This is a genomic window from Streptomyces sp. NPDC050674 (assembly GCF_040654575.1).
GTDB lineage: Bacteria > Actinomycetota > Actinomycetes > Streptomycetales > Streptomycetaceae > Streptomyces.
In genome coordinates this window covers 85,775-101,383 of the sequence record NZ_JBFAIG010000003.1, presented here as the reverse complement: position 1 = coordinate 101,383, position 15,609 = coordinate 85,775, and the positions used below count along the sequence as shown (strand labels likewise).

14 protein-coding genes are annotated in these 15,609 nt (G+C 72.5%); 3 read left to right on the top strand and 11 right to left on the bottom strand.

Annotated features, from left to right (window positions below):
• Positions 1–41 precede the first annotated feature (41 nt).
• The 8 genes from AB0I06_RS07380 to AB0I06_RS07345 all read right to left on the bottom strand — a co-directional run bounded on the left by AB0I06_RS07380 (position 42) and on the right by AB0I06_RS07345 (position 8,091).
• The gene (locus AB0I06_RS07380; RefSeq protein ID WP_363117788.1) at positions 42–1,073 is read right to left on the bottom strand and encodes an ABC transporter permease; all 1,032 of its coding nucleotides are present in this window, start codon (positions 1,071–1,073) and stop codon (positions 42–44) included.
• Between the two features lie 308 nt (positions 1,074–1,381).
• Positions 1,382–2,425, bottom strand: coding sequence for an NUDIX domain-containing protein (locus AB0I06_RS07375; protein WP_363117787.1), 1,044 nt, complete (start codon positions 2,423–2,425; stop codon positions 1,382–1,384).
• 143 nt (positions 2,426–2,568) lie between these two features.
• Complete coding sequence (locus AB0I06_RS07370; RefSeq protein WP_363117786.1) at positions 2,569–2,769, bottom strand: hypothetical protein; 201 nt, start codon at positions 2,767–2,769, stop codon at positions 2,569–2,571.
• A gap of 72 nt (positions 2,770–2,841) precedes the next feature.
• A complete protein-coding gene (locus AB0I06_RS07365; RefSeq protein ID WP_363117785.1) occupies positions 2,842–3,072 on the bottom strand; it encodes a hypothetical protein in 231 nt (76 codons plus the stop codon).
• 152 nt (positions 3,073–3,224) lie between these two features.
• A complete protein-coding gene (locus AB0I06_RS07360; protein ID WP_363117784.1) occupies positions 3,225–5,618 on the bottom strand; it encodes an excinuclease ABC subunit UvrA in 2,394 nt (797 codons plus the stop codon).
• A gap of 104 nt (positions 5,619–5,722) precedes the next feature.
• Positions 5,723–6,139, bottom strand: coding sequence for a VOC family protein (locus AB0I06_RS07355; protein WP_363117783.1), 417 nt, complete (start codon positions 6,137–6,139; stop codon positions 5,723–5,725).
• Positions 6,140–6,149: 10 nt separating this feature from the next.
• On the bottom strand, positions 6,150–6,593 hold the full coding sequence (locus AB0I06_RS07350) for a helix-turn-helix transcriptional regulator (protein ID WP_363117782.1): 444 nt from the start codon (positions 6,591–6,593) through the stop codon (positions 6,150–6,152).
• A gap of 544 nt (positions 6,594–7,137) precedes the next feature.
• Entirely contained in the window at positions 7,138–8,091 is a 954-nt protein-coding gene (locus AB0I06_RS07345; protein WP_363117781.1) for an ROK family protein, read from the bottom strand.
• A 197-nt stretch (positions 8,092–8,288) separates the two neighbouring features.
• Between AB0I06_RS07345 and AB0I06_RS07340 the strand changes: the two genes are divergently transcribed.
• Together AB0I06_RS07340 and AB0I06_RS07335 are read left to right on the top strand one after the other, a co-directional pair.
• Positions 8,289–9,353, top strand: a complete 1,065-nt coding sequence (locus AB0I06_RS07340) for a LacI family DNA-binding transcriptional regulator (protein ID WP_363117779.1) — start codon at positions 8,289–8,291, stop codon at positions 9,351–9,353.
• 7 nt (positions 9,354–9,360) lie between these two features.
• Positions 9,361–10,176 carry a hypothetical protein gene (locus tag AB0I06_RS07335; RefSeq protein ID WP_363117778.1) on the top strand — a complete coding sequence of 272 codons (816 nt, stop codon included), beginning with the start codon at positions 9,361–9,363 and terminating at the stop codon, positions 10,174–10,176.
• On the opposite strand, the gene AB0I06_RS07330 is transcribed toward AB0I06_RS07335, so the two are convergent.
• The gene (locus AB0I06_RS07330) at positions 10,122–12,008 is read right to left on the bottom strand and encodes a protein kinase (protein WP_363117777.1); all 1,887 of its coding nucleotides are present in this window, start codon (positions 12,006–12,008) and stop codon (positions 10,122–10,124) included. The genes AB0I06_RS07335 and AB0I06_RS07330 overlap by 55 nt on opposite strands.
• Positions 12,009–12,170: 162 nt before the next feature.
• Entirely contained in the window at positions 12,171–13,472 is a 1,302-nt protein-coding gene (locus AB0I06_RS07325) for an aldolase/citrate lyase family protein (RefSeq protein WP_363117776.1), read from the bottom strand.
• A gap of 193 nt (positions 13,473–13,665) precedes the next feature.
• Between AB0I06_RS07325 and AB0I06_RS07320 the strand changes: the two genes are divergently transcribed.
• Positions 13,666–14,571, top strand: coding sequence for an endonuclease/exonuclease/phosphatase family protein (locus AB0I06_RS07320; RefSeq protein ID WP_363117775.1), 906 nt, complete (start codon positions 13,666–13,668; stop codon positions 14,569–14,571).
• Positions 14,572–14,625: 54 nt separating this feature from the next.
• On the opposite strand, the gene AB0I06_RS07315 is transcribed toward AB0I06_RS07320, so the two are convergent.
• Positions 14,626–15,588, bottom strand: coding sequence for an electron transfer flavoprotein subunit alpha/FixB family protein (locus tag AB0I06_RS07315; protein ID WP_363117774.1), 963 nt, complete (start codon positions 15,586–15,588; stop codon positions 14,626–14,628).
• Positions 15,589–15,609 lie beyond the last annotated feature (21 nt).

Here is a 15,609-nt window from a genome sequence, read left to right as displayed (position 1 = left end):
CGTTCGTGGGACCGCCGGGCCGATATGTCGGGGGTGGCTTGTCAGCCGCGCCGGGCGCGGGGGTCCAGGGCGTCCCGGACGCCGTCCCCGAGGAGGTTGAGCGCCAGGACCAGCAGGAGGAGCAGGACGCCGGGCACGAAGAGGTACATCGGGTCCTGGAGGAAGAACTGGGAGGCGTCCGACAGCAACGCTCCCCAGTCGGGGTTCGGCGGGATGACACCGACACCCAGGTACGACAGCGCCGCCTCGGTGGTGATGTTCTGCGGGACGGCGAGCGCGAAGGAGATCAGGATCGGCGCCCAGAGGTTGGGCAGCAGCTGCCGGAAGAGGATGTGCCGTCGGCCGGCGCTCATCAGCCGTGCCGCGTCGACGAACTCCCGCTCGCGCAGGGACAGGACCTGTCCGCGGACGAGCCGGGCGGTGTAGGCCCAGGCGAACACGGCGATGTTGAGGACCAGGACGAGCAGCCGGAGGTTCTCGTCGGTGCCGCCGTGGCTGTTGGTCTGCAGGGCGTTCTGGATCACCGGGGTGAGCGCGATGATGAACAGCAGCTGCGGGAACGCCAGCATCACGTCCATGATCCGGGACAGCAGGGAGTCGACCCAGCCGCCGAAGTAGCCGGCGGCCAGCCCCGCGACGACGCCGACGGCGGTGGACAGCAGTGCCGAGGCGAAGCCCACGTAGAGGGAGGTGCGCAGACCGTAGACGATGCGGGCGAACAGGTCGTAGCCCGTGCCCGGTTCGACGCCGAGCAGGTGCTGGGCGCTGACGCCGCCGAGCGATCCGTAGGGGAAATTCCCCGTGTCCGGATTGATCGCCTTGTTGTCGGGGGTGATCGGCCCCCAGCCGGTGAGCGCGGTGAGGACCGGTGCGAGGAGCGCGATCGCGATGAACAGGAGGGTGGCCGCCAGGGCGACCGTGGTGACCTTGTCCCGCCTGATCCGACGCCAGGCCATCCGGGCCGGTGAGCGGCCGGCGACAACCGTGCCGCCGGGTCTGGAGGCCTGCGTCGACGGTTCGGTCAGCAGCGTGGTGCCGCCGCCGGTGTCGACCGGCTGGTGTTGCGTGGTCATCGTACGGACATCCCGGATCTGCCCCTGGGGCAAGGAAATTGGGTGGCGGTCGTTGCTTCCGCCGTGAGACTCTGCGGACTTTCGCAACGGCGTGCGAGTCCGGTCAAGCCGCGCAGGGGCGAGAAAAGGGATTGTTTGCGGACATGGAAAAGTGTTGACGAGAGTGGGGAATGCGATTACCCGGCGCGTGAAGGTCTGCGGGAGATTCCTTGGGCAGCGATTGGCCGTGGCTCCGCCGCCGCTTTCCCTCGCTTTTCCCTCGGAATTCCCCGCGCCGGGTAAAGAGACCCGTGCGTGAAACCCGGTCGTCAGCCGACGGGTACCCCGGCCTCCAGATAGAACGCCGCTCCGCGCTCCCGGGCCCTCAGGGCCCAGCGCAGCCGCTCGTAGCGCACCGGGGGCAGCAGACCGGCGGCCTCCTCCTCGGTGACGAACCGCCAGGCGCGCAGCTCGGGACCGGGCAGCAGCAGCCGGCCCGCCTCACGGGAGTGCAGGAGGCCGCCGTCGAAGAGCAGCCGCAGACCGCCGAACCCGGGGGGCACGGGACGCTCCCAGTCGACGACGAGCAGGCGCGGCACCTCGTCGAGGTGGATGCCGGTCTCCTCGGCGACCTCGCGCATCCCGGCGCGTGCGGGTGCCTCACCGCGTTCGACGACGCCGCCGGGGAACTCCCAGCCGGCCTTGTACGTGGGGTCGACGAGCAGGACCCGGTCCTGCTCGTCGAAGAGGAGCACTCCGGCGGCGAGCGTCTCGGCGGTGGGCTCGGGCGTCTGCACGATGTCGCAGACGGGCGCGGCACCGCTGGAGACGGCCTCGGCGATGCGGACGGCCGTCTCGTAGGGCGTCAGGTCGCTGGTGTCGACCGGGTGGGCGTCGGCGGTCAGCCAGGAGGCGAGGGCGGCGCGGTAGGGCTCGATGTGGTCGGAGGACCACCGGCGTATTCGTATCTCGCCGTCGGGCAGGTCCCGCGGTACGTCGCGGCTCGCCGTGCGTTCCCGCAGTATCGTTTCGGCCGGAGTGAGCAGGATGTGACTGACCGGAATCCTGCGTGCGGCCAGGCCGCCGAAGATCTCGTCGCGGTACTCCTGGCGCAGCAGGGTCATGGGCACGATGAGGGTCCCGCCGAGTTCGGCGAGCATCGCGGCCGCCGTGTCGATCACGAGCCGTCGCCAGATCGGCAGGTCCTGGAAGTCGCCGGCCTCGGCGAGGCGTTTGGGCGGCAGCAGGTGGGCGAGCGTGCCGCCGATGACCTCCGGGTCGAAGAGCGTGCTGTTCGGGATCAGTTCGATCAGCTCCCGTGCGGCGGTGGTCTTCCCCGCACCGAACGCGCCGTTGATCCAGACGACGGTCACAGGTCCCCCTCTTCTGTTGGCCCCCTGAGGCTTGCCCGCTCCACCCTGCCACGGAAACCAGCCGCAGTTGAGGGCGCATGACGACGGCGCCGGCGCCCCCCTGTGGCGGGAGCACCGGCGCCGTGCGGGCGGGCCGTGGGCCGTCAGCCCTTCTTCTTCTGCTGGCTGCCGTCCTCCCGGTCCAGGGACAGGCTGTCCTTGGCGACGGTCTCGTCGAGGGTCTTGAGGGTCTCGTCGACGCTCAGGGTGCCCAGACCGTCCCCGAGGGCGTGCGAGGGGGTGACCGCCGCGACGACGAAGCCGGTGGCGAGGGAGGCGATGGCGAGCATGCTGCGCTTCTTCATGCCCGACTCAACTGCCGGACCCGCTCCGGGGTAACGCGGCCGCGTACGACCGGGCGACACGGGACGTCACGCTCAGTCGCCGTCCCGTTCGGCGGCCCACTCCCCCGGGCCGCCGCCGCGCCACTCGATGAGCCCCGTGGCCGCCACGTACGTCTCGTCCGCGTCCTCGATCCCGGCCCGCCGCAGGAACTCGGCCACGTCGAGGGGGCCGTAGGCGATGCCGAGGAACTGGTCGTCCACACGGACCCGACGGCCGCCGTCCGCGGCGGGCGGGTAGACCACGACGGGTTTCACGGACGCCATGGCACCAGGGTGCGCGGGGAGTGCGCCGGCCGCGCGCCGGGCTGGGCCGTTCGGCCCGGGGGCCCTCGCGGCGTGCACCTGGCGCGGACCGGACCCCGGGGGCGCCGGCGGTTCGGGACGGCGCCCTTCCTGGTGCCGTCCCGGCGGCTCGCTCAGGCGCCCACGTAGGCCGCCAGGTGCTCACCGGTCAGCGTGGAGCGGGACTCGACGAGGTCGGCCGGAGTGCCCTCGAAGACGATCCGGCCGCCGTCGTGGCCCGCGCCGGGGCCGAGGTCGATGATCCAGTCGGCGTGCGCCATGACCGCCTGGTGGTGCTCGATCACGATGACCGACCTGCCGGAGTCGACGAGCCGGTCCAGCAGGCCCAGCAGCTGCTCCACGTCCGCGAGGTGCAGGCCGGTGGTCGGCTCGTCGAGGACGTACACGCCGCCCTTCTCACCCAGGTGCGTGGCCAGCTTGAGCCGCTGGCGCTCGCCGCCGGACAGCGTGGTCAGCGGCTGGCCGAGCGTGAGGTAGCCGAGCCCGACGTCGACGAGCCGCTCCAGGATCCGGTGCGCGGCCGGGGTGCGGGCCTCGCCGCTGCCGAAGAACTCCTCGGCCTGCGTCACCGGCATCGCCAGCACCTCGCTGATGTCGCGGCCGCCGAGCCGGTACTCCAGCACCGACGCCTCGAACCGCCGGCCCTCGCACTCCTCGCAGGGGGTGGCGACGCTCTGCATGATCGCCAGGTCGGTGTAGATGACACCGGCACCGTTGCAGGCGGGGCAGGCACCCTCGGAGTTGGCGCTGAACAGCGCCGGCTTCACGCCGTTGGCCTTGGCGAAGGCCTTGCGGATGGGGTCCGCCAGCCCGGTGTACGTCGCCGGGTTGCTGCGCCGCGAGCCGCGGATCGGGGTCTGGTCGATCGCCACCACGCCCTCGTCGGCGGGGATCGAGCCGTGCACGAGGGAGCTCTTGCCCGAACCGGCGACGCCGGTGATCACGGTGAGTACGCCGAGCGGGATGTCGACGTCGACGCTCCGCAGGTTGTTCGCCGAGGCGCCCCGGATCTCCAGCGCGCCGGTGGGCTTGCGGACGGACGGCTTGATCTTGGCCCGGTCGTCGAGGTGCCGGCCGGTGACGGTGCCGCTGCCCCGCAGCCCTTCCAGGGTGCCTTCGAAGCAGACGGTGCCGCCCGCCGTGCCGGCGCCGGGGCCGAGATCCACGACGTGGTCGGCGATGGCGATCGTCTCCGGCTTGTGCTCCACGACGAGCACGGTGTTGCCCTTGTCCCGCAGCCGCAGCAGGAGGTTGTTCATCCGCTGGATGTCGTGCGGGTGCAGGCCGATGGACGGCTCGTCGAAGACGTACGTGACGTCGGTGAGCGAGGAGCCGAGGTGGCGGATCATCTTGGTGCGCTGCGCCTCACCGCCGGAGAGTGTGCCCGAGGACCGGTCGAGCGAGAGGTAGCCGAGGCCGATCTCCACGAACGAGTCCAGGGTGTGCTGGAGCTTGGCGAGCAGCGGCGCCACCGACGGCTCCGCCAGGCCGCGCACCCACTCCGCCAGGTCGCGGATCTCCATCGCGCAGGCGTCGGCGATGTTGACCTCCCCGATCTTCGAGGAGCGGGCCAGTTCGCTGAGCCGGGTGCCGTCGCACTCCGGGCACCGGCTGAAGGTGACCGCCCGGTCGACGAAGGCCCGGATGTGCGGCTGCATCGACTCGCGGTCCTTGGAGAGGAAGGTCTTCTGGATCTTCGGGATCAGCCCCTCGTAGGTGAGGTTGACGCCGTTGATCTTCACCTTGGTCGGCTCGCGGTACAGGAAGTCGTGCCGTTCCTTCTTCGTGTACTCGCGGATCGGCTTGTCCTTGTCGAAGAAGCCCGACTCGGCGATGACCCGCACCACCCAGCCGCCCCCGGTGTAGGTGGGGATGGTGAAGGGCTCCTCGGAGAGCGACTTGGAGTCGTCGTAGAGCTGGGTGAGGTCGATGTCGGAGACCGAGCCCCGGCCCTCGCAGTGCGTGCACATGCCGCCGGTGCGGCTGAAGGACACCTTCTCGGTCCTGGTCTTGTCGGCCCCCCGGTCCACCGTGAAGCCACCGCTCGCCGAGACCGAGGCGGTGTTGAAGGAGAACGCGCCGGGCGGGCCGATGTGGGGCCTGCCGAGGCGGCTGAAGAGGATCCGCAGCATCGCGTTGGCGTCGGTGGCGGTGCCGACCGTGGAGCGGGGGTCGGAGCCCATGCGCTGCTGGTCGACGGCGATCGCGGTCGTCAGCCCGTCCAGCACGTCGACATCGGGCCGGGCCAGGTTGGGCATGAAGCCCTGGAGGAAGGCGCTGTAGGTCTCGTTGATCAGACGCTGCGACTCCGCCGCGATCGTGTCGAACACCAGCGAGCTCTTGCCCGAGCCGGAGACGCCGGTGAACACCGTGAGCCGGCGCTTCGGGATCTCGATGCTGACGTCCTTGAGGTTGTTCTCGCGTGCGCCGTGCACGCGGATCACGTCATGGCTGTCGGCAACGTGCGGCCCGGGCGACTGTCTGTCCGTCGTCGTGGCCTTGCTCATGGTGTCTCCATCTGTCGGGCGGCGCTGCCGCGCTCGGACGATCTCGTTGCCCCGCGCCGCTCCCGGGGGAGCGGCGCGGGCCGTGCGGTGCGGTGCGGGGGCCGCTACGACGCCTTCAGCTGCTGGATGCGGACCATGTTGCCCGCGGGGTCGCGGAAGGCGCAGTCGCGAACGCCGTAGGGCTGGTCCACCGGCTCCTGGACCACCTCGGCGTCGCCCGCCTGCACCCGCTCGAAGGTGGCGTCGACGTCGGTGGTGGCCAGGACGATGCTGGCGTAGGTGCCCTTGGCCATCATCTCGGCGATGGTGCGGCGCTCGTCCTCGGTGACGCCGGGGTCGGCGGCCGGCGGGTGCAGCACGATGTTCGTGCCGGGCTGGCCGACGGGGCCGACCGTGATCCAGCGCATGCCCTCGTACCCGACGTCGTTTCTGACTTCGAAGCCGAGGGTGTCGCGGTAGAACGCCAGGGCGGCGTCCGGGTCGTCGTGCGGAAGGAAGCTGGCGTGAATGCGAAGGTCCATGGCCCTCACGCTAGTTTCGGCCCGGGGCCGGCGCTTCTCGATTCCTGACCGGTCTGGTCACCTGCTTGGCCACACACGAGGGAATGCCCGCCGTGGCCCGGGCCGCCTCACGCCGGTAGGCACTGGGCGGCATGCCCACCAGCTCGGTGAAACGGGTGCTGAAGGTGCCCAGCGACGCGCAGCCGACCTCGAAGCACACCTCGGTGACGCTGAGGTCCCCCCGGCGCAGCAGCGCCATGGCGCGCTCGATGCGCCGTGTCATGAGATAGCTGTACGGCGACTCGCCGTACGCCTGCCGGAACTCACGGCTGAGATGGCCCGCCGACATGTGCACACCCCGGGCGAGCGCCTCGACGTCCAGAGGCTTCGCGTACTCCCGGTCGATCCGGTCCTTGACGCGACGCAGCCGGGCGAGGTCACGCAGGTGCTGTGGCGTGGTGGGTCTGCTGCTCACAAGCGCGATCGTGCCACATCGCACGCACGTGCGGCCGATTTCCGGCTAAACGGACCGGACCGGTCCGTATCCCCCGGAGGTGGCCGCCCCACCGACCCCGCGGCACCCCGCATAACCGGCGGGCGGCCACCCCGCCGATCCCCGCCGCACCCCGCATCACCGGCGGACGGCCGCCCCACCGGGCCCCGCGGCACCCCACATCACCCTCGGGTTGGCCGTCCCACCGAGCCCCACCGCACCCCGCAACATCGGCGGATGGCCGCCCCACCGAGCCCACGGCACCCCACATCACCCGCCGGTGGCCGCCCCACCGGCCCGCGGCGCCCCACATCACCGCGGAATGGCCGCCCCGCCGATCCCCGCATCACCGGCGGATCGCCGCCCCACCGGCCCGGCGGCACCCCACATCACCGCGGAATGGCCGCCCCGCCGATCCCCACCGCACCCCGCATCACCCACGGATGGCCGCCCCACCGGCCCCCGCGACGTCCCGCATCACCCCACCGCAGGCTGAACGTTCCTGCTCGAATCGGCCGCCCCGGTCTCACACCCCGGCCGCCGCCGCGTCCGTCCGTATCGCCAGGGCTGCCGCCGCCGCGCCCACCAGACCGGCGTCCGTCCCCATCTGCGCCGGCGCCACGGTCAGATCCCGGACGAAGGACAGGGTCGCGTAGCCGCCCAACGCCTTGCGCAGCGGCGTGAAGAGGACGTCGCCCGCCTTGCCCACTCCCCCGCCGATCACGGCGATGTCGATCTCCACGAGCGTGGCGGTCGCGGCGATCCCGGCGGCCAGGGCCTGCGCGGCGCGTTCGAAGGAGGCGACGGCGACCGGGTCGCCGGAGCGGGCGGCGGCGGCCACCGCGGCGGCGGACGTGTCCCCGTCCGGGCCGGGCCGCCAGCCGTTCTCCAGGGCGCGCCGGGCGATGTTGGGGCCGCTGGCGATGCGCTCCACACAGCCGTGCGAGCCGCAGGGGCACAGATCGCCGTCGAGTTCCACGCTGATGTGCCCGATGTGACCGGCGTTGCCGGTGGGTCCCGGGTGCAGCCGGCCGCCGAGCACCAGACCGCCTCCGACGCCCGTGGAGACGACCATGCACAAGGCGTTGTCGTGTCCCCGGGCGGCGCCCTGCCAGTGTTCGGCCGCCGTGATCGCCACACCGTCGCCTATCAGCTCGACGGGCAGGTCCCCGGCCGCCGCCCGGACCCGCGCCACCAGCGGGTAGTCGCGCCAGCCGGGCACGTTCACCGGGCTCACCGTGCCCGCCGAGGCGTCGACGGGCCCGGCGCTGCCGATCCCGACGGCCGTGGCCCGTTCCCACAGCGGCGACGAGGTGAGCTCGCCGAGCACCTCCTCCACGGCCCGCATCACGGTGTCACCGTCCTCCCGGGCGGGCGTGGGCCGCTGCGCGCGGGCCAGGATCCGGCCACGGCCGTCCACCAGGGCGCCGGCGATCTTGGTGCCGCCGATGTCGAGCGCGGCCACGAGGTCGGTGTGCATCAGAGTCGGATCTCCCCGTCGGGCATGCGTGAGAAAAGGCCGTGAAAGCCGTCAAGCAGGGCACGCAGCGGACCGGTCCCGCGACAGCGCGCGGGGCCGGAGAGTGCGGTGGACAGTCTCCCCCGAGCCTGACAACGTTGTCCAGGCTCTATGCTCGACGCCACATCCTCATACAAACCCAGGATCGACGCACCCCCGTGGACGACAGGACAGGACACCGCACCGTGCCCCAGACCCCCCTCCGATCCGCCACGCGCTACGGCACCCGGCCGACCATGAAGGACGTCGCGGCGCGCGCCGGAGTCGGCCTGAAGACGGTCTCCCGTGTCGTGAACGGGGAAGCGGGGGTCACCCCGGAGACGGAGCGGCGGGTGCAGGAGGCGATCGACGCCCTCGGGTTCCGCCGCAACGACAGCGCGCGGGTGCTGCGCAAGGGCCGCACGGCGAGCATCGGCCTGGTCCTGGAGGACCTCGCCGACCCGTTCTACGGGCCGCTGAGCCGCTCGGTCGAGGAGGTGGCCCGCGCGCACGGCGCCCTGCTGATCAACGGCTCCAGCGCGGAGGACCCCGAGCGCGAGCAGGAACTGGTGCTGGCCCTGTGCGCGCGCCGGGTGGACGGACTGGTGGTGATCCCGGCGGGGGACGACCACCGGTACCTGGAGCCCGAGCTCAAGGCGGGCGTCGCCACGGTGTTCGTGGACCGGCCCGCCGGGCACATCGACGCCGACGTGGTCCTGTCGGACAACTTCGGGGGCGCCCGCGACGGCGTCGCCCACCTCATCGCCCAAGGGCACCGACGGATCGGCTTCATCGGCGACATGCCCCGCATCCACACCGCCGCCGAGCGGCTGCGCGGCTACCGGGCCGCCATGGAGGACGCGGGCATACCCGTGGCGGGCTCCTGGATGTCCCTCGGCGTGACCGGCCCCGAGCGGGTGCGCAGGGCGGCCGAGGAGATGCTGAGCGGCCCGGACCCCGTCACGGCGATCTTCGCGGGCAACAACCGGGTGACGGTCACCGTGATCCGGGTGCTCGCCGAGCAGACCCGCCGGGTCGCCCTGGTCGGCTTCGACGACATCGAGCTCGCCGACCTGCTCCAGCCTGGCGTCACGGTCGTCGCCCAGGACGCGGCGGACATCGGCCGCACCGCGGCGGAACGTCTCTTCCGGCAGCTGGACGGCTCCCTCGTCACTCCCGAGCGCATCGAGCTGCCGACCCGGCTGATCACCCGCGGCTCGGGCGAGATCCCCCCGGCGGACTGAGCGGCCCATGGACGACGGCACCGATCGCACGCTGCGGGCACTCGGCCTGGCCGAGGCTCCGCGCGAGCATCCGCTGCTGTATCCGGGGGCGTGGCCGGCCGGCTCCGGGATCCTCGACGGGGACCGTTTCCTGCCGCCGGAGCGGCTGGTGTACGAGGACCGCACACCGGTCATCGCCATCGGTTCCAACGGCTGCCCGGGGCAGTTGCGCCACAAGATGACCGAGTTCGGCATCGGATCACCGCTGCCGATGGTGAAAGCCCGGGTGACGGGCATCGACGCCGGTGTCTCGGCGCATGTGAGCCGCATGGGATACGTGTCGGCCTCGCCGGTCGGCGCCCCGGGCACCGTGCGGGACTTGTTCGTCCTGTGGCTGGACGCCGGGCAGCTCGCGGTGATCGACGCGAGCGAGGGCGTGCCGGTGCCGGGCGGCAACTTCGACCGGGCCTGGCTGCCGTCGCCCGATGTCCGCATCGACCTCGCGGACGGCACCCGTCTGCCCGGGGCGTACGCCTACGTCAACCGGCACGGCGTCCTCCACGACGGCACGGGCGTCCCGCGCACGCACCCCGGTGAGCGGGAGCTGCTGACCGAGCTGCTCGTCGGGCTGCCGCGGCTGCGGGAGTTGTTCGGCGTGGTGCCCGAGGAGTTCTGCGCGCGGGCCCGTGGAGACCGGCGGCTGTGCGAACGGGGCACACGGCTGTTCATCGAGGAGAAGCTGGTGACGGCCTCCGGCCTCGAGCGGTACGTGGCCGCGTCGGCGCGGGTTCAGCAGACCGGCAGCCCGGGAACCGGCGCGTCGTTGTCGCCGCCCTTGATGTAGACGTCGCTGACGTAGACGTCGGTGTTGCCGCTGTCGTCGTCGGTCTTCGCCCACCAGACGTTGGTCCACTGCCCGGACGTCTCGCGGCGGCCCAGGTTCTGCTGGCAGTAGAAGTAATTGGTGCCCGCGTTGAGGATCCCCACCTTGGTGCCGGAGGCGGTGTAGGAGTCGGCGGTCTTCCAGACCTGGCAGTTGTACTTGCCGCCCCCGATGGCGTGGCAGACCGGGGCCGGGGTGGTCGAGCCGCCGCCCGGCGTGCCGCCGTCCGCGGAACCGCCGCCGGTGGTGGTGCCGCCCCGGGAGGTGCCGCCGTCCGAGGTCCCCGCGCCGCCCGCGCCGGCCGTCTTCCCGGGGGCGGCGGTGGTGGCCCGGCCGGTGGGCTCGGGGTCCTTCTCGTCGGCGGGCTTCTTCGACGGGGTCCCGTCCTTGTCGTCGCCCTGCCGCGTGGCCCGCGGGGCGTTCGAGCCGTCGTCCGGACCACCGGGCTCGGCCGAACGGGCGCCGGTCTTCTCGTCACCGGGGTCGGCGAGCAGGGCGGCCGTCGTACCGCCGGCGGCCAGGACGACGGCGACGGCCGCGGCGGCGAGGACGACACGTGCCCGGCGGCGGGGCGTGGCGCGATCGGCGTTCACGGGGGTGGTCGAGACGGACGGGCCCGGGGCGCTGCCGAGGGGCGCCGGGCCGAAGCCCTGGGGGCCGGTGCCCGGGCTCTGCGGTCCGTGCCCCACCGGCGTGGGGTGCCCGGAGGCCTGGGCGTACGCGGCGGGTCCGGAGTGCCCTGGCCCGGCGTGCGCCGCCGCCCCGAAGGCGCCGGCCGTGCCGAAGCCCGGGGTGTGCGTGCCCTCGTGCGGCCCGGCGGCGCCGGGCTGCGGCGGGCCGAACCCCGGCGGTACCGACGGAAGGCTCCGTTCCGTCTCCGGACGCGGCGGCGGGGCCGCGCTGCTCACCGTGGCAGAGGTCGACTCGTCCGCGCCGCCCGAGTCCGCGATCGCCTGAAGCATGTCGCGGGCCTGCTCTGCCTCCGGGCGGGAGTCGGGCCGCTTGTCCATCAGCCGCTGGAGGACGGGCGCGAGCGGCCCGGCGCGGCGGGCTTCCGGCAGCGGTTCGCTCACGATCGCGGTGAGCGTGGAGAACGTCGACGTGCGGCGGAAGGGCGAGGCTCCTTCGACGGCCGCGTACAGCGTGGCGCCGAGCGCCCAGATGTCGGAGGCGGGGCCGGGGTGGGCGCCCTGGGCGCGCTCGGGGGCCAGGTAGTCGAGGGACCCGACGAGTTCGCCGCTGCGGGTGAGACGCGTGGCCGAACCGTCGCCGGGGTCCTCCATCGTGGCGATGCCGAAGTCGGTGAGGACGACCCGGCCCGAGCGGTCGAGCAGGATGTTGCCGGGCTTGACGTCCCGGTGCAGGACGCCCGCGCGGTGGGCGGCGGCCAGCGCGTCCATGACCTTCGCGCCGATGCCGGCGGCCTCCGCCGGATCCAGCGTGCCCCGCTCACGCAGGACATCGTCCAGGGACGGCCCGTCGACCAGTTCCATGACGATGATGGGGCGGCCGTCGACCTGGGCGATGTCGTGCACGGCGATGACACCGTGGTGGCGCACCCGGGCCGCCGCACGCGCCTCGCGCCGCATCCGCAGGTGCAGATCGGCCAGTTCGGGACCTGCCGCGTCCGTGTAGGTGCGCAGTTCCTTGACCGCGACCTCACGGCCGAGGACCTCGTCGACCGCCTTCCACACGACGCCCATGCCGCCGCGTCCCAGCGCCGCCGTGACGCGGTAGCGGCCCGCCAGCAGCCGACCGGCCCCGTCCGTCTGCCCGTGCTCCCCCGTCGACACCGCTGCCCCGTTCCTGTGACCCCACCGGATGCACTGACTCCGTCAGTTCGTGGCGTACAGACTACGGGGCGGCGGTGACGGGACCAGCGGCCGGCGACGGCTGTGACAGGGCCGGTACGTGCCCGCGGTGCCGGTGTGCGGAGGCCACCGGGCGCAACGACGTCAGGCGGAAGCCGTCAGGTCCCCGCGCCGCGGCACGGCGAAGCCCTCCAGGTCCCTCCGGGTCAGGCCCGACAGGCGGGCGACCTCTCCCATGTCCAGAGCTCCGCAGTCCAGGCCGCGCAGCAGGTAGCCGCTGAGGGCCTTGGCGGTGGCGGGCTCGTCCATGACGTCGCCGCCGGTGCGGTTGGCGTAGCGGGACAGGCGGGCCGCGGCCTGCTCGAAGCCCTCCCGGTAGAAGGCGAAGACGGCCGCGTAGCGGGTGGGGATGTGGCCGGGGTGCATGTCCCAGCCCTGGTAGTAGGCGCGGGCCAGGGCACGGCGGGTGAGGCCGTAGTGCAGGCGCCAGGCGGCGTGGACCTTCTCGGTGGGGCCGACGGGCAGGACGTTGGTGGAGCCGTCCGAGACACGTACCCCCGTGCCGGCCGCTGCGACCTGCATGACGGCCTTGGCGTGGTCGGCCGCGGGGTGGTCGCTCGCCTGGTGGGCGGCGGAGACGCCGAGGCAGGCGCTGTAGTCGAAGGTGCCGTAGTGCAGTCCGGTGGCGCGGCCCTCGGCGGCCTGGATCATACGGGCGACGGTGGCGGTGCCGTCGGCGGCGAGGATGGACTGGCTGGTCTCGATCTGGATCTCGAAGCCGATCCGGCCGGGTTCGAGGCCGTGCGCCTTCTCGAAGGCGTCCAGCAGCCGTGCCATGGCGGTGACCTGTTCGGCGTAGGTGACCTTGGGCAGGGTGAGCACCAGCCCGTCCGGCAGGCCGCCGGCCTCCATCAGGCCGGTGAGGAAGATGTCGAGGGTGCGGATGCCCCGGGCGCGTACGGGCGCCTCCATGCACTTCATGCGGATGCCCATGCAGGGGGCGGCGGTGCCGTCCCGGTAGGCCTCGGCGACGATGCGCGCGGCGCGGGCGGCGGCCTCGTCCTCCTCGGCGTCGGGGCGGTTGCCGTAGCCGTCCTCGAAGTCGACGCGCAGGTCCTCGATGGGCTCGCGCTCCAGCTTGGCCCGCACCCGGGCGTGGACGGGTTCGGCGAGCTCCTCCGGGAGGCCGAGGACGGCGGCGAAGGACGCGGCGTCCGGCGCGTGCTGGTCGAGGGCGGCGAGGGCGCGGTCGCCCCAGGAGCGGACGGTGTCCGGGGCGAAGACGTCGCCGGGGACGTAGACGGTGTGGACGGGCTGGCGGGTGCCGGGGTCTCCGGGATAGCGGCGCTCCAGCTCGGCGTCGACCGGCGCGAGGGAAGCGTCGATCTCCTCGCTGACGGCGCCCGCGAGGCTCGTCGCCACCTTCTCCTGCTGGCCCTGACCCATTCCGAGACCCTCCTGTTTTCCACTGTACGGAATCAACAATCCGTAGAGCGAAGCTATCGGCCGACCTTCGGCCTGGTCAACACCGTCGGGCCGTCGGATTCCCCGTCCTGCGCGCTGATCACTGCGGACCCGTCCTCATCTTCCGTACGGAGAAGGCAAGCTTCATCCTGACGTGCAAGGGGAGGGAGACCACGTGCCGAACGAGGCCGGATTGACGCGCCGCCACGGGCTCAAGGCAGCGGCGGTCGCCGCCGTCGCGGGACCGCTGCTCACCACCGCCGGTCCCCCGCAGCGCGCCTCCGCCGGCGAGCACGAGGGCGCCCTGAACGTCATGACGTTCAACGTACGGATGGCGACCGTCGTCGACGCGACACCGCGCTGGACCGTACGCCGACCGGTGATGCGGGAACTGCTGCGCCGCGAGCGACCGCACGTCATCGGCACGCAGGAAGGGCTCTACCGGCAGGTGCGCATGATCGAGAAGGATCTCGGCGAGCACTACGACTGGATCGGCACCGGACGCGGGGGCGGCAGCAGGGACGAGTTCATGGCGATCTTCTACGACACGCGCAGACTCGAACCGATCGAGTTCGACCACTTCTGGCTGTCCGACACCCCGTACACGATCGCCTCGAACACCTGGGACGCGGACTGGCTGCGCATGGTGACCTGGGTCCGTTTCGCCGATCTCGCCGACGGGCGGCGCGAGTTCTACGTCCTCAACACCCATCTGGACAGCGTCAGCCAGTACGCCCGGGAACGCTCGGCGGGGCTCATCGGCGAGACGATCGCCGGGTGGGACCGGTCGTTGCCGGTGATCGTCACCGGCGACTTCAACGCGGACGCCCGCGACAACCGGGTGCACGACCTCATGCTGGACATCGGCCTGGTGGACGCCTGGGACACTGCGGCCTCGCGGGGTCCGGCGTACGGCACGTACCACGGCTACCGGGGGCCGAGGCCCGGGGGGCGGCGCATCGACTGGATCCTCACCACGCCCGGGGTGACCACGCACTGGGCCCGGATGAACACCTTCAGCGTGGACGGGACCTATCCGAGCGACCACCTGCCGGTGCAGGCCTCGATGACCCTGGGATGACAAAGGCCCCCGCGACCGTTCCCGGTCACGGGGGCCTTCGCCGGCCCGGGTCGATCAGCCCTTGCGGGCCTTGATCTCCTCGGTGAGGGCGGGGACGACGTCGAACAGGTCGCCGACGACGCCGTAGTCGACCAGGTCGAAGATCGGGGCCTCGGCGTCCTTGTTGACCGCCACGATCGTCTTCGAGGTCTGCATACCGGCACGGTGCTGGATCGCGCCCGAGATGCCGTTGGCGATGTACAGCTGCGGCGAGACCGACTTGCCCGTCTGGCCCACCTGGTTGGTGTGCGGGTACCAGCCGGCGTCCACCGCGGCACGCGAGGCGCCGACGGCCGCGCCGAGGGAGTCGGCGAGGGCCTCGATGATCGCGAAGTTCTCCGCGCCGTTGACGCCACGGCCACCGGAGACCACGATCGCGGCCTCGGTCAGCTCCGGACGGCCCGTCGACTCACGCGGCGTACGGCCGGTGACCTTGGTGCCGGTGGCCTGCGCGGAGAAGGTGACGTTCAGGGCCTCGACGCTGCCCGCGGCCGGGGCGGCCTCGACGGCGGCGCTGTTGGGCTTGACCGTGATGACCGGGGTGCCCTTGGAGACACGGGACTTGGTGGTGAAGGAGGCGGCGAACACCGACTGCGTGGCCACCGGGCCCTCGTCGCCGGCCTCCAGGTCGACGGCGTCGGTGATGACGCCGGAGCCCAGACGCAGCGCCAGACGGGCGGCGATCTCCTTGCCCTCGGCGGAGGACGGGACCAGCACGGCGGCCGGGGAGACGGCCTCGTGCGCGGCCTGGAGGGCGTCGACCTTGGGGACGACCAGGTAGTCGGCGTACTCGGCGGCCTCGTGCGTGAGGACCTTGACCGCGCCGTGCTCGGCGAGGGCGGCGGCGGTGTCACCGGCGCCGTTGCCCAGCGCGACGGCGACGGGCTCGCCGATGCGGCGGGCGAGGGTCAGCAGCTCCAGGGTGGGCTTGCGGACGGCGCCGTCCACGTGGTCGACGTAGACGAGAACTTCAGCCATGGGACTTCTTCTCTCCTGCTT